Consider the following 22191-nt stretch of genomic DNA (forward strand, 5'->3'; position numbering starts at 1 on the left):
CGGGTCCACGTGCCTTCGGCGCGTGGACCCGTTCGTTATCAAGCGGGGGCCCGCAGGCCCTTACGCACCGGTCCCCCGCCCTCTACTCTGATCCCGAATCGAAGGTTACTCGCCGGTTAGTTTGTAGTTACGCACCGCCGGAGGACGTCTTGAGCGACACCCAGACCCAGATCGAGAACCGGCCGCCCTCCGTGGCGACCCTCTTCCTTGAGCGCGTCGAGCGGACTCCGGACGCGGAGGCCTACCGCCATCCGGTCCCCGCCGCCTCCGGCACCGGGCCGGACGACTGGAAGTCGCTCAGCTGGGGGCAGGCCGCCGAACGGGTCTTCGCCATCGCCGCCGGCCTCGTCGACCTCGGCGTGGAGTCCGAGCAGCGGGTCGCCCTCGCCTCCTCCACGCGCGTGGAGTGGATCCTCGCCGACCTCGGCGTCATGTGCGCCGGTGCCGCGACCACCACGGTCTACCCGCAGACCAACGCCGAGGAGTCGGCGTTCATCCTCTCCGACTCCGAGTCCAGGGTCCTCATCGCCGAGGACGCGGCCCAGCTCGCCAAGGCCGTCGAGCGGCGCGCCGACCTGCCCGAGCTCAAGCACGTCGTCGTCATCGACGCGACCGGCGTCGACGCCGACGGCGAGTTCGTGCTCTCGCTCGCCGATCTCGAGGCGCGCGGCAAGGGCTACCTGGAGAAGCACCCCGAGGCCGTCAAGGAGCGGGTCGCCGCGATCACCTCCACGCAGCTGGCCACCCTCATCTACACCTCCGGCACCACCGGCCGCCCCAAGGGCGTCCGCCTCCCGCACGACAACTGGTCGTACATGGCCAAGGCCATCGCCGCCACCGGGCTCGTCACCCAGGAGGACGTCCAGTACCTCTGGCTGCCGCTCGCCCACGTCTTCGGCAAGGTCCTCACCTCCGGCCAGATCGAGGTCGGGCACGTCACGGCCGTCGACGGCCGCGTCGAGAAGATCATCGAGAACCTGCCGGTCGTCCAGCCGACCTACATGGCCGCCGTCCCCCGCATCTTCGAGAAGGTCTACAACGGCGTCGCCTCCAAGGCCCGCGCCGCCGGTGGAGCCAAGTACAAGATCTTCCAGTGGGCGGCCGGCGTCGCCCGCGAGTACGCCAAGGTCAGCCAGGACAACTTCCGCCGCACGGGCACGGCCTCCACGCCCTTCGGCCTCTCCGCCAAGCACAAGGTCGCCGACGCCCTCGTCTACGGCAAGATCCGCGACGCCTTCGGCGGCAACCTCCGCGCCTGCATCTCCGGCTCCGCCGCGCTCGCCCCCGAGATCGGCTACTTCTTCTCCGGCGCGGGCATCCACATCCTGGAGGGGTACGGTCTCACGGAGTCCTCCGCCGCCTCCTTCGTGAACCCGGGCGAGGCCTACCGCACCGGCACCGTCGGCAAGCCGCTCCCCGGCACCGAGGTCCGGATCGCCGACGACGGCGAGATCCTGCTGCGCGGCCCCGGCATCATGGAGGGCTACCACGGCCTGCCGGAGAAGACCTCCGAGGTCCTGGAGTCCGACGGCTGGTTCCACACCGGTGACATCGGCGAGCTGTCCGCCGACGGCTACCTGCGGATCACCGACCGCAAGAAGGACCTCATCAAGACGTCCGGCGGCAAGTACATCGCGCCGGCCGAGGTCGAGGGACAGTTCAAGGCCGTCTGCCCGTTCGTCTCGAACATCCTCGTCCACGGCGCCGACCGGAACTACTGCACCGCGCTCATCGCGCTCGACGAGCCCTCCATCCTCGGCTGGGCCGCCGACCACGACCTCGCCGGGAAGACGTACGCCGAGGTCGTCGCCGCGCCGCAGACCCAGAAGCTCGTCCAGGGGTACGTGGACCGGCTCAACGAGGGCCTCCAGCGCTGGCAGACGATCAAGAAGTTCCGGCTGCTGCCCCGCGACCTCGACATCGAGCACGGCGAGCTCACGCCCTCGCTGAAGCTGAAGCGACCGGTCGTGGAGCGGGAGTACAAGGCGCTCATCGAGGAGATGTACGAGGGCTCCCGCGAGGCCTGACAGGTCTGACCTGCGGCGCAGTGGGCTGTCGGGAGTTGTCCACAGGGCTGCTCCGTAGCCTCGGGCGGTACGGGACAATGGGCTCATGCCTTCCGTACTGCCCGATGGTGAGCCCATGCCCGAGACCGGGGCGCTGCCCGCGCACGCCCTGGAAGGGGCGGCCGAGCGGCCCCTCGGGTTCTATCTGCACGTGCCGTACTGCGCCACGCGGTGCGGTTACTGCGACTTCAACACGTACACCGCCAGTGAGCTGCGCGGTGCCGGTGGCGTGCTCGCCTCCCGCGACAACTACGCCGGGCAGGTCACCGAGGAGATACGGCTCGCCCGGAAGGTCCTCGGCGACGACCCGCGTCCCGTGCGGACCGTCTTCGTCGGCGGCGGGACGCCGACGCTGCTCGCCGCCGGTGACCTCGTACGGATGCTGGGGGCGATCCGGGACGAGTTCGGGCTCGCGGACGACGCCGAGGTCACGACCGAGGCGAACCCCGAGTCCGTGAACCCGGAGTACCTGGCGGAGCTGCGGGAGGGCGGGTTCAACCGGATCTCCTTCGGCATGCAGAGCGCCCGGCAGCACGTCCTGAAGATCCTCGACCGCACGCACACGCCGGGGCGGCCCGAGGCGTGCGTCGCGGAGGCGCGGGCGGCGGGGTTCGAGCACGTCAACCTCGACCTGATCTACGGCACGCCGGGGGAGTCCGACGACGACTGGCGCGCGTCGCTCGACGCGGCGATCGGGGCCGGACCGGACCACGTCAGCGCGTACGCGCTGATCGTCGAGGAGGGGACGCAGCTCGCGCGGCGGATCCGGCGCGGCGAGGTGCCGATGACCGACGACGACGTGCACGCCGACCGGTACCTGATCGCCGAGGCGGCCTTCGAGGAGGCCGGGTTCTCCTGGTACGAGGTGTCCAACTGGGCCACCTCCGACGCCGGACGCTGCCTCCACAACGAGCTGTACTGGCGCGGCGCGGACTGGTGGGGCGCCGGGCCGGGTGCCCACTCGCACGTGGGCGGCGTCCGCTGGTGGAACGTGAAGCACCCCGGTGCGTACGCGGCGGCGCTCGGGGCGGGGAAGTCACCCGGGGCCGGGCGGGAGGTCCTCACGGAGGAGGACCGACGGGTCGAGCGGATCCTGCTGGAGCTGCGGCTGCGCGAGGGGGTCGAGCTGGCGCTGCTCAAGCCGGCGGGCCTCGCGGCCTCGCGGAAGGCGCTGGAGGACGGGCTCCTCGACCCGGAGGCGTACGAGGCGGGGCGGGCGGTCCTGACCCTGCGGGGCCGGCTGCTCGCGGACGCGGTGGTGCGGGACCTGGTGGACTGAGGTCCGGGCGCGCCGGGCCCTCCGCGGGCCGTCGCTCCCGTTGCGGGCAGGGCAGGGCAGGGCAGAGCAGAGCAGGGCGGCTGCGGGCAGGGCAGCTGCGGGCAGTGCGCCGCACCCGGGGTGCGGGCCGAGAGCGGGGGCCTCGGCCCGGGAAGGGGCGCCGTCCCGTGTGCCCGCCAGTCCCGCCCTGCGGGACGATTGCCCGCACGGGGCCCTCGGATCAGGGTCGGACAGGCCCTAAGGGGCCGTGACGAAGTCGATGAGTTCCTCGACCCTGCCCAGGAGCTGCGGTTCCAGGTCCTTGTAGCTCGTCACCTTCGACAGGATGTGCTGCCAGACCGCGCCCGTGTTGTCGTGGGGCCAGCCCAGGGCCCGGCAGACGCCGGTCTTCCAGTCCTGGCCCCGGGGGACCGCCGGCCAGGCGGGGATGCCGACCGAGGACGGCTTCACCGCCTCCCAGACGTCGATGTACGGGTGGCCGACGACCAGGACGTCCGCACCGGTCACCCGCGCGGCGATCCTCGACTCCTTCGAACCCGGGACCAGGTGGTCCACCAGGACGCCCAGCCGGGCGTCCGGGGCCGGGGCGAAGTCGGCGACGACGGCGGGGAGGTCGTCCACGCCTTCGAGGTACTCGACGACCACGCCCTCGACGCGCAGGTCGTCGCCCCACACCCGCTCGACGAGTTCCGCGTCGTGCCGGCCCTCCACGTAGATCCTGCCCGCCCGTGCCACGCGTGCGCGGGCGCCCGGCACCGCGATCGAGCCCGAGGCCGTGCGGGTGGGGCGGGAGGGGGCCGAGGCCGGTGCCGGGCGGATCAGGGTGACGACCTGGCCGTCGAGCAGGAAGCCGCGCGGGGACATCGGGAAGACCCGGTGCTTGCCGAAGCGGTCCTCCAGCGTCACCGTGCCCGCCTCGCAGCGGATCACCGCCCCGCAGAAGCCCGTCGACACCTCCTCCACGACCAGGTCGTGGTCCGCCGGGATCTCCGGGACGGGGGCCGACTTCTTCCACGGGGGCGTCAGGTCCGGGTTGTAGCTGCGCATTTGGGGGACGTTATGACACCGCGAAGCGCCGTGCCAGCTCCTCGCGCTGTGTCCGGACGAACGTGGCGTCCACCACGGCCCCGTGGCCGGGGACGTACGCCGCGTCCCCGCCGCCCAGCGAGAGGAGCCGGTCCAGCGCGTCGGGCCAGCGGGACGGGATCGCGTCCGGGCCCGCCTGCGGCTCGCCCGACTCCTCCACCAGGTCCCCGCAGAAGACCACCTCACGGGAGCCGGGGACGCAGAGGGCCAGGTCGTGGCCCGTGTGGCCGGGGCCGACGTTCGCCAGCAGGACCTGCCGGCCGCCCAGGTCGAGGGTCCACTCGCCCGACACCACGTGCCGGGGGACGACCAGCGCGTCCACCGCCTCCGCCGCCGCCTCCGCGTCGACGCCCTGCCGCACCGCGTCCTCGCGCAGCGCCTCCCGTTCCCTCGGCAGGGCGAGCAGCTCCTCCGTACCGACCGCGCCGAAGACCTCGGCCCCCGCGAAGACCGCCGTCCCGAGGACGTGGTCGAAGTGGGGGTGGCTCAGTGCGATGTGCGTCACCTTGCGCCCGCCCGTGAGCTGCGCCACCTGAGCCCGCAGCTCCGCGCCCTCCGCGAGCGTGGAGCCCGTGTCGTACAGGAGTACCCCGTGTTCGCCCACCACCAGGCCCACCGTCGCGTCCCAGCCGGGCAGTCGGCGCCGGCCCACCCCGTCGGCGAGCCGCTCCCATCCGTACGCTTCCCAATCCGTCTCCATGGGGCGACGCTAACGGGTGCGCCGCCTCCTCCTTGCCAGGAGCGTTGTCCGCCGCCGTACACTGGCCGGGGTATTGCTGGCACTCAGACAGGGCGAGTGCCAAAAGCGGAGCAACCGGATCGACCGACCGACAGCTGGAGGTGCGCACGATGCTCAGCGAACGCAGGCTGGAGGTGTTGCGCGCCATCGTCCAGGACTACGTCGGCACCGAGGAGCCCGTCGGCTCGAAGGCGCTCACCGAGCGCCACAAACTCGGCGTGTCGCCCGCCACCGTCCGCAACGACATGGCCGTCCTGGAGGAGGAGGGGTACATCGCCCAGCCTCACACGAGTGCGGGGCGGATCCCGACCGACAAGGGCTACCGGCTCTTCGTCGACCGGCTCGCCGGCGTCAAGCCGCTGTCGACGCCCGAGCGGCGGGCCATCCACAACTTCCTCGACGGGGCCGTCGACCTCGACGACGTCGTCGGCCGCACGGTCCGGCTGCTCGCGCAGCTGACCCGCCAGGTCGCCGTCGTCCAGTACCCCTCGCTGACCCGCTCGACCGTCCGGCACGTGGAGCTGCTCTCGCTGGCCCCGGCCCGCCTGATGCTCGTGCTCATCACGGACACCGGCCGTGTCGAGCAGCGGGTCGTCGACTGCCCCGCACCCTTCGGCGAGACCTCCCTCGCCGACCTGCGGGCCCGGCTCAACAGCTGGGTCGTCGGCCGTCGGTTCGCCGACGTGCCGCAGCTGGTGCAGGACCTCCCCGAGTCCTTCGAGGAGATGGAGGACCGCGCCACGGTCTCGACCGTGCTCGCGACCCTCCTCGAAACGCTCGTGGAGGAGCACGAGGAGCGGCTGATGATCGGCGGCACCGCCAATCTCACCCGCTTCGGACACGACTTCCCCCTGATGATCAGGCCCGTCCTGGAGGCCCTTGAGGAGCAGGTCGTGCTCCTCAAGCTGCTCGGCGAGGCCAAGGAATCGGGCATGACCGTACGGATCGGGCACGAGAACGCCCACGAGGGGCTGAGCTCCACGTCCGTCGTCTCGGTCGGCTACGGTTCGGGCGGCGAAGCAGTCGCCAAACTCGGCGTGGTCGGACCGACCCGCATGGACTACCCCGGAACGATGGGAGCGGTACGCGCAGTGGCACGTTACGTCGGACAGATCCTGGCGGAGTCGTAAGTGGCCACGGACTACTACGCCGTGCTCGGCGTGCGCCGCGACGCTTCCCAGGACGAGATCAAGAAGGCCTTCCGGAGGCTCGCGCGCGAGCTGCACCCGGACGTCAATCCCGATCCGAAGACGCAAGAGCGCTTCAAGGAGATCAACGCCGCCTACGAGGTCCTCTCGGACCCGCAGAAGAAGCAGGTCTACGACCTCGGCGGCGACCCGCTCTCGGCCTCCGGCGGAGGCGGCGCGGGCGGCTTCGGGGCCGGTGGCTTCGGCAACTTCTCCGACATCATGGACGCCTTCTTCGGCCAGTCCTCGCAGCGCGGACCGCGCTCGCGGACCCGCCGCGGCCAGGACGCCATGATCCGCCTGGAGATCGACCTCAACGAGGCGACCTTCGGCACCACCAAGGACATCCAGGTCGACACGGCCGTCGTCTGCACCACCTGTTCGGGTGAGGGCGCCGCGCCCGGCACCTCCGCGCAGACCTGCGACATGTGCCGCGGTCGCGGTGAGGTCTCCCAGGTCACGCGGTCCTTCCTGGGCCAGGTCATGACCTCCCGGCCCTGCCCCCAGTGCCAGGGCTTCGGCACCGTGGTCCCGACCCCGTGCCCCGAGTGCGCGGGCGACGGCCGGGTCCGCTCCCGCCGCACCCTCACCGTGAAGATCCCGGCCGGTGTCGACAACGGCACCCGGATCCAGCTCGCGGGCGAGGGCGAGGTCGGCCCCGGCGGCGGCCCCGCCGGCGACCTGTACGTCGAGATCCAGGAGACGCCGCACGAGACGTTCCAGCGGCGCGGCGACGACCTGCACTGCACGGTCACCATCCCGATGACGGCGGGCGCGCTCGGCACGAAGGTGCCACTGCAGACGCTCGACGGCCTGGAGGAGATCGACATCCGTCCGGGCACGCAGTCCGGCCAGTCGGTCCCGCTGCACGGCCGGGGCGTCACGCACCTGCGCGGCAACGGGCGCGGCGACCTGATCGTGCACGTCGAGGTCCAGACACCCGGCAAGCTCGACGCCGAGCAGGAACGGCTCCTGCGCGAGCTCGCCAAGCTGCGCGGCGAGGAACGGCCCACGGGCCAGTTCCAGCCTGGGCAGCAGGGGCTGTTCTCGCGGTTGAAGGATGCCTTCAACGGGCGGTAGGTCCGGTCGCGGGTCGTGCTCGTGCTTGTGCGTGTGCGAAGGGGCGGTATCCCCTGGATACCGCCCCTTCGCGCGACCCGAGGTACCGATTCGGCCCGGAAGCAGGGGCATGACACGATGCCCATATGTCCACCACCGCACTGAACGATCTCTCTCGGTTTCCGATCGTGCAGGCCCCCATGGCGGGTGGCGCCTCCTGTCCCGAGCTCGTCGGAGCCGTCTGCGCGGCCGGGGCGCTCGGCTTCCTGGCCGGCGGGTACAAGACGGCCGGCGGCCTCTACCAGGAGATCAAGCAGGTGCGCGGGCTGACCGCGCGCCCCTTCGGCGTCAACCTCTTCGTCCCGCCGAGCGGCGGCCGGACCGACGGCCCAGCCGCCGTCGAGGTCTACCGCCACCAGCTCGCCGGCGAGGCGGCCTGGTACGGCACGCCGCTCGGCGACCTCGACGACTGCGGCACCGACGCGTACGCGGCCAAGCTGGCGATCCTCCTCGACGACCCCGTCCGCGTCGTGTCCTTCACCTTCGGCTGTCCCGACGCCGAGACGCTCGCCTCCTTCGCCCGCGCCGGTACGTACACGATCGTCACCGTCACCTCCGTCGAGGAGGCCCTCGAAGCCGAGCGGGCCGGGGCCGACGCCGTCTGCGTCCAAGGCGTCGAGGCCGGCGGGCACCAGGGCTCGTACCGCGACGACCCCGAGGACGACGACAACCCCGGCACCGGGCTCCTCGCCCTCGTCCCCCAGATCCGCGAGGCCGTACGCCTGCCGATCGTCGCCACCGGCGGGATCATGCGCGGCGCGCAGATCGCCGCCGTCCTGGCGGCCGGGGCCGACGCCGCGCAGCTCGGCACCGCGTTCCTCGGCTGCCCCGAGTCGGGCGCCCACCCGCTCCACAAGAGGGCCCTGACCGATCCGCTGTTCCACCGCACCGCGTTCACCCGTGCCTTCTCCGGGCGTCTCGCGCGCGGGCTCGTCAACCGCTTCATGCGCGAGCACGGGCCGTACGCCCCCGCCGCGTACCCCGAGGTCCACTACCTGACCGCGCCGATCCGCAAGGCCGCCGCCGACTCCGGCGACGCGCAGGGCATGGCGCTGTGGGCGGGGCAGGGGCACCGGCTCGCCCGGGAGCTGCCGGCCGGGCAGCTGGTCGACGTCCTCGTCGCGGAGCTGGAGGCCGCGCGCGCGGGGCTCTTCGGCTGTCCCGAGGGGGCGCCGGGCGCCGCCGAGTTCGCCGGCGCCGCCTCTGCCACCACAGCCACCTCCCCCGCCTCTGCCACCCCTGCCACGTGTCACACATCCGGTTCCGCCGGTTCCTCGGCATCCGACGGTTCCGACGGTTCCGCCGATTCCTCCGACCTTCCCGGGCTCGCCCACAGGAGCGCCTCATGACCGCACCCGTCTTCGTCGTCGACACCGTCCCCGGGCCCGGGAGCTTCCTCCTCGACGGGCCCGAGGGGCGGCACGCCGTCTCCGTGAAGCGGCTGCGGGAGGGCGAGGAGCTCGTCCTCGCCGACGGGCGGGGCCGCTGGGCCGACTGCGTCGTGCTCGCCGCCGAGGGCAAGGACCAGCTGACCGTGCGGGTCGCCGAGGTGCACGAGGACGCCGAGGAGACGCCGAGGATCACCGTCGTGCAGGCGCTGCCCAAGGGCGACCGCGGCGAACTCGCCGTCGAGACCATGACGGAGACCGGCGTCGACGCCATCGTGCCGTGGGCCGCCTCCCGCTGCATCACCCAGTGGAAGGGCGACCGTGGCCTGAAGGCCCTCGCCAAGTGGCGGGCCACCGCGCGCGAGGCCGGCAAGCAGTCCCGCCGCACCCGCTTCCCCGAGGTCTCCGAGCTGATGACGACCAAGCAGCTCGCGGCGCTCCTCTCGGCCGCCGACTTCGCCGCCGTCCTGCACGAGGACCGCGACCACCCCAGCGGCGCGCTCGCCACCGCCGAACTCCCCGGGAAGGGCTCGATCGTGCTGATCGTCGGCCCCGAGGGCGGGGTCTCGCCCGACGAGCTGGCCGCCTTCGAGGCCGCGGGGGCCAAGCCGTACCGTCTCGGCCGCAGCGTCCTGCGCACGTCCACGGCGGGCACGGCGGCCACCGCCCTGGTCCTGGGCCGCACCGGCCGCTGGAGCTAGGGGGGCTTGCCGATCATGCCGGGCTCGGGAGTGCCGGGGGCGCCCGACCGGGGGCCGGGCGCGCTCCTTAGGGTGGCCGCATGGCCGACGAGTCCCCTCTTCTGCGCAGTCTGCGCGCCGCCGTGGGCGCCGCCCCCGGTGACGTACCGCTGCGCCTGCACTTCGCCGAACTCCTCCTCGCGGAGGGGCGGAACGACGAGGCCGTCGCGGAGGCGGCGGCCGCGCTCCAGCACGCGCCGGGGGACCCGGCGGCGCGGGAGCTGACGATGCGGGCGATGGGGATGCCTCCGGTGGCCCCCGCTCCCGCCGAGCCTCCCGTGCCCCCCGCTCCCGCCACGCCTCCCGTGGCGCCCGCTCCCGCCGAGCCGCCCGTGACCCCCGCTCACGGCCCCGTGCGGCCGGAGCCGCCGGCCCAGCCTCCCGTCTTCGACTGGGACGCCGCCGAGCGGCAGGTCGAGGACGTCGTCGGGCCCCGTTTCCTCGACGCGCCGCAGGCCGCCGACGGCGACGGCACGGCCGGTGAGGCCGCCTGGGACGTCGACGCGCCCGGAGCCGTACGCCTCGCCGACGTCGGCGGCATGGAGGAGGTCAAGGACCGCCTGGAGGCCGCCTTCCTCGCGCCCATGCGCAACCCCGAACTGCGCAGGCTGTACGGCAAGTCCCTCCGCGGCGGCCTGCTCCTCTACGGGCCGCCCGGCTGCGGCAAGACGTTCATCGCCCGGGCCGTCGCAGGCGAGCTCGGGGCGAACTTCCTCACCGTCTCGCTCTCCGACGTCCTCGACATGTGGATCGGCGCCTCCGAGAAGAACATCCACGACATCTTCGAGACCGCCCGCCGCCAGGCCCCCTGCGTCGTCTTCCTCGACGAGCTCGACGCCCTCGGCGCCAAGCGCTCCCGCACCCACCACAGCGGCCTGCGCAACGTCGTCAACCAGCTCCTCACCGAGCTCGACGGCATCGCGAGCGGCGCGGGCAACGAGGGCGTCTTCGTCCTCGCCGCCACCAACGTCCCCTGGGACGTGGACATCGCGCTGCGCCGCCCCGGCCGGCTCGACCGGACCCTCCTCGTCCTGCCGCCCGACGCCGCCGCCCGCGAGGCGATCCTCCGCTACCACCTGCGCGAGCGGCCCATCGAGGCCGTCGACCTCGGCAAGCTCGTCAAGGCCACCGAGGACTTCTCCGGCGCCGACCTCGCCCACGTCTGCGAGAGCGCCGCCGAGACCGCGCTCCTCGACTCCGCCCGCAGCGGCTCGGTACGCCTCATCACCACCAAGGACCTCCTCGGCGCCGCCAAGCAGATCAGGCCGTCGACGGAGCCGTGGTTCGCCGCCGCGCGGAACGTCGCCATGTTCGCCAACGAGGGCGGGCTGTACGACGACCTCCTCGCCTACCTGAAGCGGAAGCGCAAGCTGTGACCACCACCGCGCTGCGGCGCGCCGAGGCGCTCTACGACACCGGGCGGTACGAGCAGGCGGGCGCGCTCGTCGCCCAGCACCTCGCCACCGACCCGGAGGACGCCGGCGCCCTCGTCCTCCTCGCCCGCTGCCACCACCGCGCGGGCGCGCACCCGGCGGCCCTCGCCGCCGTCGACCAGGCCCTGCGCGCCGAACCCGAGTCGCTCACGGGCTGGCTGATGCGGGTGCAGATCCTGCTGGCGATGAGGCGGTTCCCCGAGGCCGAGGCCGCCGGACGGTACGCCGTCCAGCTCGCCCCGCAGTACTGGGGCAGCCACTACGCGCTCGGCACCGCCCTCACCGAGTTCGGCGAGGCCGCCCGCACCCCGGGCCGGACCGTCGAGGCGTACGAGGCGGCGCGCGCCGCCGTCGCCCTCGGGCCCGAGGAGGACGCCGCCCACTTCCTCGTCGGGCTCACCGCGCAGCGCAGGGGCGACCACGCCACCGCGCAGCGCGCGTACGAGACGACCCTGCGGCTCAACCCGCAGAGCAGCGAGGCCCACAACAACCTCTCGCTCCTCCGGCTGCGCGGCCGCTGGTTCCGGCGCGGGGCCTGGACCCAGGCCGCCGAGGGCTTCGTGGCCTCCGCCGCGCTCGACCTCCAGGACCGCAAGGCCCGCTTCAACCTGGAGTCGATGGCCTGGAGCACGGCCGCGGGGGCCCGCTGGGTCGCCCTGCTCGGCTTCCTCGCCGCGACCTTCGGCGCCGCCCCGGTCCGCTCCGGCGCCACCGGCCCCGAGGCCGTCGTCCCGCTCGTCGTCGGCGCGGCCGTCCTCCTCGGCGCCTGGGGCGGCTGGGCCGTGTGGATGGCGCGCCGGGTGCCCTCCCGGCTGCGCCGCCCGCTCCTCCTCGTGGCGCGCTCCTGCCCGCCGGTGATCGCGATGGCCTGCGCCGTCGGGATCCTGGGGCTCTACTCGGCCGTGTCGATGGCCCTGTGGTCGTTCGGCACGGGAGTGGTCGGCGGGCTGGGGACCCCGCTGTTCTGGGGGGTCGTCATCACCTACTGGGTGAGCCGCTCGGCGCTGGGACGGCGCGCGCCGAAGGACTGACGCCGAAGACGCGGGAGAGAGCGGGCGTTGTCCGAGGCGCCCGATAGCATTCCTGTCGTACTGATCGACATCGGAGCGAGGAGGCCCGGGACATGGCCGGAGAGCCGCAGAGCGACTGCCTGTTCTGCAAGATCGTGGCAGGGGAGGTGCCGGCGACGCTCGTCCGCGAGACCGAGACGACGCTCGCGTTCCGCGACATCAACCCGCAGGCGCCGACGCACGTCCTCGTCATCCCCCGACTCCACTACCCGGACGCCGCCTCGTTGGCCGCCGGCGCGCCGTCCGTCGCCGCCGACGTCCTGCGCGAGGCCGGCGAGGTCGCCGCCGAGGAGAAGGTCGACGGGCAGGGCTTCCGCATCGTCTTCAACACCGGCGCGGGCGCCGGCCAGACCGTCTTCCACGCCCACGCGCACGTCCTCGGCGGACGCGGCCTCAACTGGCCCCCCGGCTAAGCCGTGTCCGTACGCGAACTGGTCGTCCTCGGGACCGCGAGCCAGGTCCCGACCCGGCACCGCAACCACAACGGGTACCTGCTGCGCTGGGACGGCCAGGGCATCCTCTTCGACCCCGGCGAGGGCACCCAGCGGCAGATGCTGCGGGCCGGGGTCGCCGCGCACGACCTCGACCGGATCTGCGTCACGCACTTCCACGGCGACCACTCGCTCGGCCTCGCCGGGGTGATCCAGCGGATCAACCTCGACCAGGTCCCGCACCCGGTCACCGCGCACTACCCGGCGAGCGGCCGGCGCTTCTTCGAGCGGCTGCGGTACGCCACGGCCTACCGCGAGACCGTGAAGCTGACCGAGGCGCCGGTCCTCGCCGACGGGCCGCTCGCGGTCACCGAGGCGTTCACCCTCGACGCGCGCAAGCTCTCCCACCCCGTCGAGTCGTACGGCTACCGGATCACCGAGCCCGACGGGCGCCGCATCCTGCCCGAGCGGCTCGCCGCCCACGGCATCAAGGGCCCCGACGTCGGCCGCATCCAGCGGGACGGCGTGCTCGGCGGGGTGACCCTCGACGAGGTCAGCGAGGTCCGGCGCGGGCAGCGCTTCGCCTTCGTCATGGACACCCGGCTCTGCGACGGCGTCCACGCGCTCGCCGAGGGCGCCGACATGCTCGTCATCGAGTCCACGTTCCTCGACGAGGACGTCCGGCTCGCCGTCGACCACGGCCACCTGACGGCCGGGCAGGCGGCGGGAGTCGCGCGGGACGCCGGCGTGCGGCACCTCGTGCTCACGCACTTCTCGCAGCGGTACTCCGATCCGTCGGAGTTCGAGCGGCAGGCGAGGGCGGCCGGGTTCACGGGGGAGCTGAGCATTGCCCAGGACCTGATGAGGGTCCCCGTACCGAAGAGATAGAGCACCACCCATGCCCGTACCCAAGGCCGAACTGCACCTCCACATCGAAGGCACCCTCGAACCCGAGCTCGCCTTCGCGCTCGCCGCGCGCAACGGCGTCACCCTGCCGTACGCCGACACGGCGGCGCTGCGGGAGGCGTACCGCTTCAGCGACCTCCAGTCCTTCCTCGACCTCTACTACGGGCTCATGGCCGTGCTGCGCACCGCCGAGGACTTCACCGAGCTCGCCGACGCCTACCTGGAGCGGGCCGCCGCCCAGGGCGTCCGGCACGCCGAGATCTTCTTCGACCCGCAGGCGCACACCGCCCGCGGAATCCCGATCGGGACCGTCGTCGACGGGCTCGCGGCCTCGCTCGACCGGGCCGAGGAGCGGTACGGGATCTCGACGCGGCTCATCATGTGCTTCCTGCGCGACGAGTCCGCCGAGTCGGCGCTCGCCACGCTGGAGGCCGCGAAGCCGTACCTCGACCGGATCACCGGGGTCGGGCTCGACTCCGCCGAGGTCGGGCATCCGCCGGCGAAGTTCCGCGAGGTGTACGAGGAGGCCGCGCGGCTCGGGCTGCGGCGGGTCGCGCACGCGGGGGAGGAAGGACCGGCCTCCTACGTCCGGGAGGCGCTCGACGTGCTCGGCGTCGAGCGCGTCGATCACGGCCTGCGGTGCATGGAGGACCCGTCGCTCGTCGAGCGGCTCGCCCGGGAGCGGGTGCCGCTGACGCTGTGCCCGCTGTCCAACGTGCGGCTGCGGGTCATCGACACGATCGAGCGGCACCCGCTGCGGGAGATGATCGCGGCGGGGCTGCTGGTGACGGTCAACTCCGACGACCCCGCCTACTTCGGGGGGTACGTCGGGGACAACTTCTCGGCGGTGGGCGAGGCGTTGGGGCTGGGGGAGGAGACGCTGCGGGAGCTGGCGCGGAACTCGTTCCTGGCGGCGTTCCTGGAGGACGACGAGGCTCGTCGGGAGCGGTATCTCGGTGAGGTGGAGGCGTACGTGTTCCGGGGCGGGGAGTAGGGCGGGGCGGGAGGTCTGGGCGGGGGACGGGGCACGGGGGGCGGGGGGCCGCTGCGCGGGGCCTTCACCCCACCCCGCCCCTTCCCGAAACCGGGGCTCCGCCCCGGACCCCGGACCCCGGACCCCGGTCCTCGGATGCCGGGCGTGCTGAGGGGTTCGGGGCTCTGCCCCGGGCCCCGGTCCTCGGATGCCGGGCGGGCTGAAGTCTTCGGAGGGGCTCTGCCCGGGGCCTCGGTCCTTGGACGCCAGACGGGCTGAGGCGTTCGGGGCTCTGCCCCGGGCCCCGCGCCTCAAACGCCGGCGGGGCCGGGTTACCCGCGGTCGCCCGGCTTCGCCAAGCCGTACGCCGACTTCGTCGGGCGGCGGCGGGCGGGCACGCGTACGCGTACAACCGCCGTCGCCGTCGCCGTCGGCGTCGCCGTCCGGCGGGCCACTGACGTCATGGGGGCCGCCACCAGGAGGAGCAGGGCGCAGAGGGCCGCGCCCATGCCGGGGTAGCCCGCCGCGTCCGAGAGGAGGGTGCCGGCGATCGGGCCGCAGGCGACGCCCAGGGAGGACGCCGCGCCGACGAGGACCGCCCAGCGGCCGTGTGGGTCGAGGGAGGCGGCGAGGCCCAGGAGGTAGGAGAGGACGACCGGGTAGACGGCGTTCCACAGGATCTCGCCGGTCGCGAAGGTCGCCAGGCCGCCCGCCGTCGAGCTCAGGAGCACGCAGCCCGCGATCAGGACCGTGCCCACGCCGATCGGGGCCGCGCGGCCGAGGCGCCGGCCGAGGGCGCCCGCCGCCGTGACCCCGACGAGGCCCGCGCCGAGCGCCGCCGCGAAGACCGCGCCGACGGTCACCTCGGAGAGGTGCGCCTGGGTGAGGCCGATGCGGCCGCTCACGCCCCAGAGGGCGTTCTGCGCGAGGGACCAGAGCAGGATGCTTCCCGCGAGGGCCGTGCCCGCGGTGCGGTGGGGGAGGGGGGACGCGGGTCCCCGTCCCGTGGGAGTCGAAGGCGTCGTCGTGGGCCGCAGGTGGGTCGTCAGCGGCCACACCGCCAGCGCCGTCGCCGCGATCGCGACCAGCGGCGTCGCGTGGCCCCCGCCCAGGTGCGGCAGGGTCAGGTACAGTGCGCCCGCCGTCGCCGAGACGGAGAGCAGGCCGAGGGTCGACGCGCGGTGCGGGTCCTCCCGGCCCGCGATGCCCGCCGCCGCGGTGGCCGTCGCCGTGCCCGAGCCGATGCCGCCGAGGACCGCGCCCGCGATCACCAGCGGTACGAGGTCCGTCGCCGCGGCGGAGCCGTAACCGACGGCCATCGCGAGGAGGCCCGCGCGGGCCGCGCGGCGGGGCGAGAGGCGCCGGCCGCGCGCGGCGAGCGTGAAGCCGGCGGCGGAGGAGCCGAGGAGGAGGACGGAGCCGATCAGGCCCGCCTGGGAGGGCGCGAGGTCCAGGCCCGAGGCGAGCCGGCCGACGACCGTCGGGAGGAGGTACGGGGCGAGGTATCCGGCCGTGAAGAGGGCGACGAGCGCGAGGAGCGCGCCGTGGGCCCCGGGGCCGCGGGTCCGCGACGGCATGGGCGTTTCCAGGGAAAAAGGGGGGAGGGGGCGGCCTGTGGTGCGAGGTGCACGGGGGCGCGGAACCATGTGTATCAAGCAGGTGAGTTGTCCGAGAAGACCTTGATCGAGGGCGTGTGCGGTGATCCGGGTCACTTTTGGTTTCGGAAGGCGCGAGAGCGGGTATTCCGGCCTCCCTCTGCTGGTTCCTCTCGTGCGTCACAGCCGCCACCCGGGCCCCATCGGGCACACTGGCCTGAGCCGACCACGACCGGGGAGACCGCCGTGAGTACAACCGAGGGAGACCGGCAGCAACACGACGCGGGGATCGACCCGTTGGTGCGCCTGCGCGAGCCCACGGACCCCGCCTGCGACGTCTTCCTCACCGGCACGGTCTTCCTCGACATCATCTTCACCGGCCTCGACAGCGCCCCCGTCCGCGGCACCGAGTCCTGGGCCCGCGGCATGGGGTCGAGCCCCGGCGGCGTCGCCAACATGGCCACCGCCCTCGCCCGGCTCGGGCTGCGCACCTCCCTCGCCGCCGCCTTCGGCGACGACCACTACGGCGAGTACTGCTGGGACGCCCTGGAGCAGGGCGAGGGCATCGACCTGTCGCTGTCGCGGACCGTTCCCGGCTGGCACTCCCCGGTGACGGTCTCGATGGCGTACGAGGGCGAGCGGACGATGGTCTCCCACGGCCACGACGCCCCGCCCCTCGGCGACGCCCTGCCCGCCTACCCGCCGCACGCCCGCGCCGCCGTCGCCTCCCTCGTCCCCGGCCGCTCCGAGGCGTGGGTCGCGCAGGCCGCCCGCGGTGGCGCCAAGGTCTTCGCCGACGTCGGCTGGGACGAGACCGGCCGCTGGGACCTCGCCGGGCTGACCGACCTCCAGCACTGCGAGGCCTTCCTGCCGAACGCCGCCGAGGCCATGCGGTACACCCGCACCGACTGCCCGCGCGCCGCCGCCCGCGCCCTCGCCGACAAGGTCAGGTACGCGGTCGTCACCCTCGGCTCAGAGGGCGCCTACGCCGTCGACGGCGCCACCGGCGAGACCGCCGAGGTCCCCGCCATCCAGGTCTCCGCCCTCGACCCGACCGGCGCCGGTGACGTCTTCGTCGCCGGGTTCGTCACCGGCACCCTCGCCGACTGGCCCCTCGCCGACCGGCTCGCCTTCGCCGGGCTCACCGCCGCCCTCTCCGTCCAGGAGTTCGGCGGCTCGCTCTCCGCCCCCACCTGGGACGAGATCGCCGCGTGGTGGCAGCACGTCCAGGGCCACGCCTGCCAGGACCCCGAGACCCTCCGTGACCGGTACGCCTTCCTGGAGCGGCTGCTGCCCGCCCCGGCACGGCCCTGGCCGCTGCGCAGGGCGGTGCCGACCATCGGCTTCCGCGCGGCCGCCCCGTAAATCCCTTCGGGCTGTCAGCGGCAGGTCGTAGGCTGGGAGGCCGAGAGGTTGTCGAGCGGCGAGAACCCTTCAGCAGGAGGTATGCGCAGGCCACAGTGCCGGCCCATGACTCAGACACCCACAGCACCCGACGAGGCGCCCCGCGACGGGACGCCCGACCAGGCCCGCGCCCACTTCACCGTCCCCGCGAAGCACCCGATGGTGAGCCTGCTCGGCTCCGGTGACGCGCTGCTGCGCGTGATCGAGAAGTCCTTCCCGCGCGCCGACATCCACGTCCGGGGCAACCAGGTCAGCGCGGTCGGGGACGCGGCGGAAGTCGCCCTGATACAGCGCCTGTTCGACGAGATGATGCTGGTGCTCCGCACCGGTCAGCCGATGACGGAGGACGCAGTGGAACGCTCGATCGCCATGCTCAGGGCGAGCGAGAACGGAACGGCGGACGGTGGCGGGGAGACCCCCGCCGAGGTGCTCACGCAGAACATCCTCTCCAGCCGGGGCCGCACGATCCGTCCGAAGACGCTCAACCAGAAGCGGTACGTCGACGCCATCGACAAGCACACGATCGTCTTCGGCATCGGCCCCGCCGGTACCGGCAAGACCTACCTCGCCATGGCCAAGGCGGTCCAGGCCCTGCAGTCCAAGCAGGTCACCCGGATCATCCTGACCCGCCCCGCGGTCGAGGCGGGCGAGCGGCTCGGCTTCCTGCCCGGCACGCTCTACGAGAAGATCGACCCGTACCTGCGGCCGCTCTACGACGCCCTGCACGACATGCTCGACCCCGACTCGATCCCCAAGCTCATGACCAACGGGACGATCGAGGTCGCGCCGCTGGCCTACATGCGCGGCCGCACGCTCAATGACGCGTTCATCATCCTCGACGAGGCGCAGAACACGAACCCCGAGCAGATGAAGATGTTCCTCACCCGTCTCGGCTTCGACTCGAAGATCGTCATCACCGGTGACATCACCCAGGTCGACCTGCCGAACGGGACGAAGAGCGGTCTGCGTCAGGTCCGCGACATCCTGGACGGCGTCCCCGACGTGCACTTCTCCACGCTCACGTCGCAGGATGTCGTACGGCACAAGCTCGTCGGCCGTATCGTCGACGCGTACGAGAAGTACGACAGCCGCAACGGGAAGTAGCAGAAGAGCACCATGTCGATCGACGTCAACAACGAGTCCGGAACCGAGGTCGACGAGCAGGCGATCCTCGACATCGCCCGCTACGCCCTCGCGCGCATGCGCATCCACCCGCTCTCCGAGCTCTCCGTGATCGTCGTCGACGCGGAGGCGATGGAGCAGCTCCACATCCAGTGGATGGACCTGCCCGGGCCGACGGACGTCATGTCCTTCCCGATGGACGAGCTGCGCCCGCCGTCGAAGGACGACGAGGAGCCCCCGCAGGGGCTCCTCGGCGACATCGTGCTCTGCCCCGAGGTCGCCACCCAGCAGGGCAAGGACGCGCCGACCGAGCACTCCATGGACGAGGAGCTCCAGCTCCTCACCGTCCACGGCGTGCTCCACCTCCTCGGGTACGACCACGAGGAGCCGGAGGAGAAGGCCGAGATGTTCGGCCTCCAGGCGGCGATCGTCGACGGCTGGCGCGCGGAGAAGGGCCTCACCGGCCCGTCCCCGGCACCGACCGTCTCCTGACCCGATGGACATCTCGCTGATCTTCGGCGCGGTCGCGCTGGTCGTCGTCGCCTGGCTCGCCGCCTGCGCCGAGGCCGGTATCGCCCGCGTCTCCAGCTTCCGTGCCGCCGAGGCCGTACGGTCCGGGCGGCGCGGGGCGGAGAAGCTCGCCCAGGTCGCCTCGGACCCGACCCGCTATCTCAACGTGGCGCTGCTCGTCCGCGTCGCCTGCGAGATGGCGGCCGGCGTCCTCGTCACCTACGCCTGCCTTGAGGCCTTCCCGGAGACGTGGGAGGCGCTGCTCGTCGCGATCGCCGTCATGGTCCTCGTCAGCTACGTGGCCGTCGGCGTCTCGCCGCGCACGATCGGCCGGCAGCACCCGCTGAACACGGCGACCGCCGCCGCGTACGTGCTGCTGCCGCTGGCCCGGATCATGGGCCCGATCCCGCAGCTGCTCATCCTCATCGGCAACGCGCTGACGCCGGGCAAGGGCTTCCGCAAGGGCCCCTTCGCCTCCGAGGCCGAGCTGCGGGCCATGGTCGACCTCGCCGAGCAGGAGTCGCTGATCGAGGACGAGGAGCGCCGCATGGTGCACTCCGTCTTCGAGCTCGGCGACACCCTGGTCCGGGAGGTCATGGTGCCCCGCACCGACCTCATCTGCATCGAGCGGTACAAGACGATCCGTCAGGCCCTCACCCTCGCGTTGCGTTCCGGCTTCTCCCGGATCCCGGTGACCGGCGAGAACGAGGACGACATCGTCGGGATCGTGTACCTGAAGGACCTCGTCCGCAAGACGCACATCAACCGCGACTCCGAGGCCGACCTGGTGTCGACCGCGATGCGGGCCGCCGCCTTCGTGCCGGACACGAAGAACGCCGGTGACCTGCTGCGCGAGATGCAGCAGGAGCGCAACCACGTCGCCGTCGTCATCGACGAGTACGGCGGCACGGCCGGCATCGTCACGATCGAGGACATCCTGGAGGAGATCGTCGGCGAGATCACCGACGAGTACGACCGGGAGCTGCCGCCGGTCCAGGAGCTCGGCGACGGCCGCCACCGGGTCACCGCCCGCCTCGACATCGGCGACCTCGGCGAGCTGTACGGCCTGGGCCCCGACGAGTACGACGACGAGGACGTGGAGACCGTCGGCGGCCTCCTCGCCAAGGCGCTCGGCCGCGTGCCGATCGCGGGTGCGAAGGCGGTCGTCGAGCTGCCGGACGGCCGCTCGCTGCGGCTGACGGCGGAGGCCCCGGCCGGCCGCCGGAACAAGATCGTCACCGTTCTCGTGGAACCCCTGGAAGCGGAGGAGCGGGCGGCGTGACCCCCGAGCGGCTGCGGGCCTTCTGCCTGGACTTCAACGACGCGGCGGAGGAGTTCCCCTTCGGGCCCGACGTCTCCGTCTTCAAGGTCGCGGGCAAGGTGTTCGCGCTGTCCTGGCTCGACGCCGAGCCGCTGCGGGTCAACCTCAAGTGCGACCCGGAGGAGGCCGTGCGGCTCCGCGAGGAGTTCCCGGCGGTCGCCCCCGGCTACCACATGAACAAGCGGCACTGGAACACGGTGACCGTGGGAGGGCTCCCGGACCGGATGGTCCGGGAGCTCGTCGAGGACTCGTACGACCTGGTCGTGGCGGGTCTGCCGAAGGCGGTAAGGCTCCGGCTCGACCGGCCCTGAGTCAGGACCGCCCTCCGGCCCGCCCCCGGCGCAGGCCCAGGGCGACCAGGGCCGCCGTGGCGAGCACGATCGCCGCGTCCAGGGCGATCACCGTGCGGACGCCGCCGAAGAGGTCACCGCCGGTCGTCGCGAGGACGCCGAGCAGCGGGATGCCGACGGTGAGCCCGACCTGCTGGGTCGTGGTGACCAGGCCGGTGGCCAGGCCCTGCTGCTCGTCCGGGACGCCCGAGGTGACGATCAGGCCGTACGAGACGATCGCGCCCAGGTGGAACACGCAGGCCACCGAGGCCGCGGCGGCGGCGAGAAGGACCCCCGAGTCCCGTCCGACGCCGAGGATCGCGGCCGTCAGCAGCCCCTGCCCGAGGAGCGAGCCGACGAGGACGCGGCGGGCGCCGAACCGGCCGATCACCCTCGGCGCGAGCGTGCCGCCCACGATGGCGAAGACGCCCTGCACGCCGAAGACGAGCCCGGTGGCGAAGGACGAGAGCCCCAGGGTCTCCTGGAGGTAGAGCGTCAGGACGAAGACGACCGTCGACATCATCGAGAAGGTGATCAGACCGCCCAGGTTGCCGAAGGCGACCGTCCGCCGCCGCAGCATCGGCAGCGAGACCAGGGGCGCCGGGCTCCGGGACTCGATCAGGACGAAGGCCACGAGCAGCACCACGCCCGCCACCAGAGTGACCAGCACGTCCGCGCCGCCGAACCCGCGCTCGGCCGCCGTCGACAGGGCGTAGATCAGGGAGAGCAGGCCACCGGTGACGGTCACCGCGCCCGGCACGTCGAGCCGGGGCTTCTCGGGGGTGCGGGACTCGGGCAGCAGCCGGGGAGCCAGCGGCAGGACGATCACGGTGAAGAGGGCGAGCAGGCCCATCGTGGAGCGCCAGCCGAGGGTGTCGGTCATGACCCCGCCCAGCACCATGCCGACGGTGAAGCCGAGCGAGAGCAGGGTGCCGGAGATGCCGAGGGCACGGTCGCGCAGCGGGCCCTCGGGGAAGGTCGTGGTCAGGAGCGACATGCCGGTGGGCACGATCGCGGCGGCGCCGAGGCCCTGGAGCGCGCGGCCGGTGAGGAACGAGGCCGGGTCCCAGGCGAAGGTGGCGAGCAGCGAGGCGGCGCCGAAGAGCACGAGACCGGAGAGGAAGAGCCGCTTGCGGCCGTAGAGGTCGCCGACGCGGCCGAAGAGCAGCAGGAAGCCGCCGGAGGGCAGCGCGAAGGCGGTGACGGCCCACTGGAGGGCGGAGTGGCTCAGGCCGAGGTCGGTGCCGAGGGCCGGCAGGGCGACGTTCAGGACGGAGAAGTCGAGCGCCACCATGAACTGGGCGGCGCACAGGACGAAGAGGATGAGCCGGTTGCGGCCGGTGAGGGAGGGCGGGGCGGCCGGCTCGGCGGGGGGAGCGGCGGGCGGGGAGGGCTTGCTGGTCGTCGTTGCCATGCGACGACTCTCGCGGCGCGGGAACAACCGTGGGGAGCGGGTACTTATCCTGTTGGTCGTACCACCACGCATACCCGGC

20 protein-coding genes are annotated in these 22191 nt (G+C 73.0%); 16 read left to right on the forward strand and 4 right to left on the reverse strand.

Going from position 1 to position 22191, the window contains the following annotated elements:
* Positions 1-149: 149 nt before the first annotated feature.
* Together AB0G79_RS07515 and hemW are read left to right on the forward strand one after the other, a co-directional pair.
* Complete coding sequence (locus tag AB0G79_RS07515) at positions 150-2027, forward strand: long-chain fatty acid--CoA ligase (RefSeq protein WP_360801607.1); 1878 nt, start codon at positions 150-152, stop codon at positions 2025-2027.
* 85 nt (positions 2028-2112) lie between these two features.
* On the forward strand, positions 2113-3345 hold the full coding sequence (gene hemW, locus AB0G79_RS07520; RefSeq protein WP_360801610.1) for a radical SAM family heme chaperone HemW: 1233 nt from the start codon (positions 2113-2115) through the stop codon (positions 3343-3345).
* A 237-nt stretch (positions 3346-3582) separates the two neighbouring features.
* Here hemW and AB0G79_RS07525 read toward each other — a convergent pair whose 3' ends face one another.
* Together AB0G79_RS07525 and AB0G79_RS07530 are read right to left on the reverse strand one after the other, a co-directional pair.
* Positions 3583-4392: a DUF3097 domain-containing protein gene (locus AB0G79_RS07525; protein ID WP_360801613.1), complete on the reverse strand. Its 810-nt coding sequence runs from the start codon at positions 4390-4392 to the stop codon at positions 3583-3585.
* A gap of 10 nt (positions 4393-4402) precedes the next feature.
* Positions 4403-5131: an MBL fold metallo-hydrolase gene (locus AB0G79_RS07530; protein WP_360801616.1), complete on the reverse strand. Its 729-nt coding sequence runs from the start codon at positions 5129-5131 to the stop codon at positions 4403-4405.
* A gap of 149 nt (positions 5132-5280) precedes the next feature.
* On the opposite strand from AB0G79_RS07530, the gene hrcA reads away from it, so the two are divergent.
* From hrcA to AB0G79_RS07575, 9 genes are all read left to right on the forward strand, one after another.
* The gene (gene hrcA, locus AB0G79_RS07535; protein WP_360801618.1) at positions 5281-6300 is read left to right on the forward strand and encodes a heat-inducible transcriptional repressor HrcA; all 1020 of its coding nucleotides are present in this window, start codon (positions 5281-5283) and stop codon (positions 6298-6300) included.
* Positions 6301-7437 (forward strand): molecular chaperone DnaJ, encoded by a 1137-nt coding sequence (gene dnaJ / locus AB0G79_RS07540; RefSeq protein ID WP_360801621.1) that lies wholly within the window; start codon positions 6301-6303, stop codon positions 7435-7437.
* Between the two features lie 125 nt (positions 7438-7562).
* Positions 7563-8825 (forward strand): nitronate monooxygenase, encoded by a 1263-nt coding sequence (locus AB0G79_RS07545; RefSeq protein WP_360801624.1) that lies wholly within the window; start codon positions 7563-7565, stop codon positions 8823-8825.
* On the forward strand, positions 8822-9565 hold the full coding sequence (locus AB0G79_RS07550) for a 16S rRNA (uracil(1498)-N(3))-methyltransferase (protein ID WP_360801627.1): 744 nt from the start codon (positions 8822-8824) through the stop codon (positions 9563-9565). The genes AB0G79_RS07545 and AB0G79_RS07550 overlap by 4 nt, the downstream gene beginning before the upstream one ends.
* Before the next feature lie 80 nt (positions 9566-9645).
* Positions 9646-10980 (forward strand): ATP-binding protein, encoded by a 1335-nt coding sequence (locus AB0G79_RS07555; RefSeq protein ID WP_360801630.1) that lies wholly within the window; start codon positions 9646-9648, stop codon positions 10978-10980.
* On the forward strand, positions 10977-12068 hold the full coding sequence (locus AB0G79_RS07560) for a tetratricopeptide repeat protein (RefSeq protein ID WP_360801633.1): 1092 nt from the start codon (positions 10977-10979) through the stop codon (positions 12066-12068). The genes AB0G79_RS07555 and AB0G79_RS07560 overlap by 4 nt, the downstream gene beginning before the upstream one ends.
* 92 nt (positions 12069-12160) lie before the next feature.
* The gene (locus AB0G79_RS07565; RefSeq protein WP_360801636.1) at positions 12161-12520 is read left to right on the forward strand and encodes a histidine triad nucleotide-binding protein; all 360 of its coding nucleotides are present in this window, start codon (positions 12161-12163) and stop codon (positions 12518-12520) included.
* A 3-nt stretch (positions 12521-12523) separates the two neighbouring features.
* The gene (locus AB0G79_RS07570) at positions 12524-13426 is read left to right on the forward strand and encodes a ribonuclease Z (protein WP_360801639.1); all 903 of its coding nucleotides are present in this window, start codon (positions 12524-12526) and stop codon (positions 13424-13426) included.
* 10 nt (positions 13427-13436) lie between these two features.
* Positions 13437-14438: an adenosine deaminase gene (locus AB0G79_RS07575; RefSeq protein WP_360801642.1), complete on the forward strand. Its 1002-nt coding sequence runs from the start codon at positions 13437-13439 to the stop codon at positions 14436-14438.
* A gap of 311 nt (positions 14439-14749) precedes the next feature.
* On the opposite strand, the gene AB0G79_RS07580 is transcribed toward AB0G79_RS07575, so the two are convergent.
* Complete coding sequence (locus AB0G79_RS07580) at positions 14750-15994, reverse strand: MFS transporter (RefSeq protein WP_360801645.1); 1245 nt, start codon at positions 15992-15994, stop codon at positions 14750-14752.
* Positions 15995-16258: 264 nt separating this feature from the next.
* On the opposite strand from AB0G79_RS07580, the gene AB0G79_RS07585 reads away from it, so the two are divergent.
* From AB0G79_RS07585 to AB0G79_RS07605, 5 genes are all read left to right on the forward strand, one after another.
* Positions 16259-17377 carry a PfkB family carbohydrate kinase gene (locus AB0G79_RS07585; RefSeq protein WP_360801648.1) on the forward strand — a complete coding sequence of 373 codons (1119 nt, stop codon included), beginning with the start codon at positions 16259-16261 and terminating at the stop codon, positions 17375-17377.
* Between the two features lie 105 nt (positions 17378-17482).
* A complete protein-coding gene (locus AB0G79_RS07590) occupies positions 17483-18520 on the forward strand; it encodes a PhoH family protein (protein ID WP_360801651.1) in 1038 nt (345 codons plus the stop codon).
* A gap of 12 nt (positions 18521-18532) precedes the next feature.
* On the forward strand, positions 18533-19030 hold the full coding sequence (gene ybeY / locus AB0G79_RS07595; protein WP_360801654.1) for an rRNA maturation RNase YbeY: 498 nt from the start codon (positions 18533-18535) through the stop codon (positions 19028-19030).
* A gap of 4 nt (positions 19031-19034) precedes the next feature.
* Entirely contained in the window at positions 19035-20330 is a 1296-nt protein-coding gene (locus tag AB0G79_RS07600; RefSeq protein ID WP_360801657.1) for a hemolysin family protein, read from the forward strand.
* Positions 20327-20680: an MmcQ/YjbR family DNA-binding protein gene (locus AB0G79_RS07605; RefSeq protein WP_360801660.1), complete on the forward strand. Its 354-nt coding sequence runs from the start codon at positions 20327-20329 to the stop codon at positions 20678-20680. Before AB0G79_RS07600 ends, AB0G79_RS07605 begins: the two co-directional genes overlap by 4 nt.
* 1 nt (position 20681) lies before the next feature.
* Here the strand turns inward: AB0G79_RS07605 and AB0G79_RS07610 are convergent, their stop codons facing one another.
* On the reverse strand, positions 20682-22112 hold the full coding sequence (locus AB0G79_RS07610) for an MFS transporter (RefSeq protein WP_360801663.1): 1431 nt from the start codon (positions 22110-22112) through the stop codon (positions 20682-20684).
* Between the last annotated feature and the right edge of the window lie 79 nt (positions 22113-22191).

It is taken from the genome of Streptomyces sp. NPDC020807 (assembly GCF_040641575.1).
Lineage (GTDB): Bacteria > Actinomycetota > Actinomycetes > Streptomycetales > Streptomycetaceae > Streptomyces.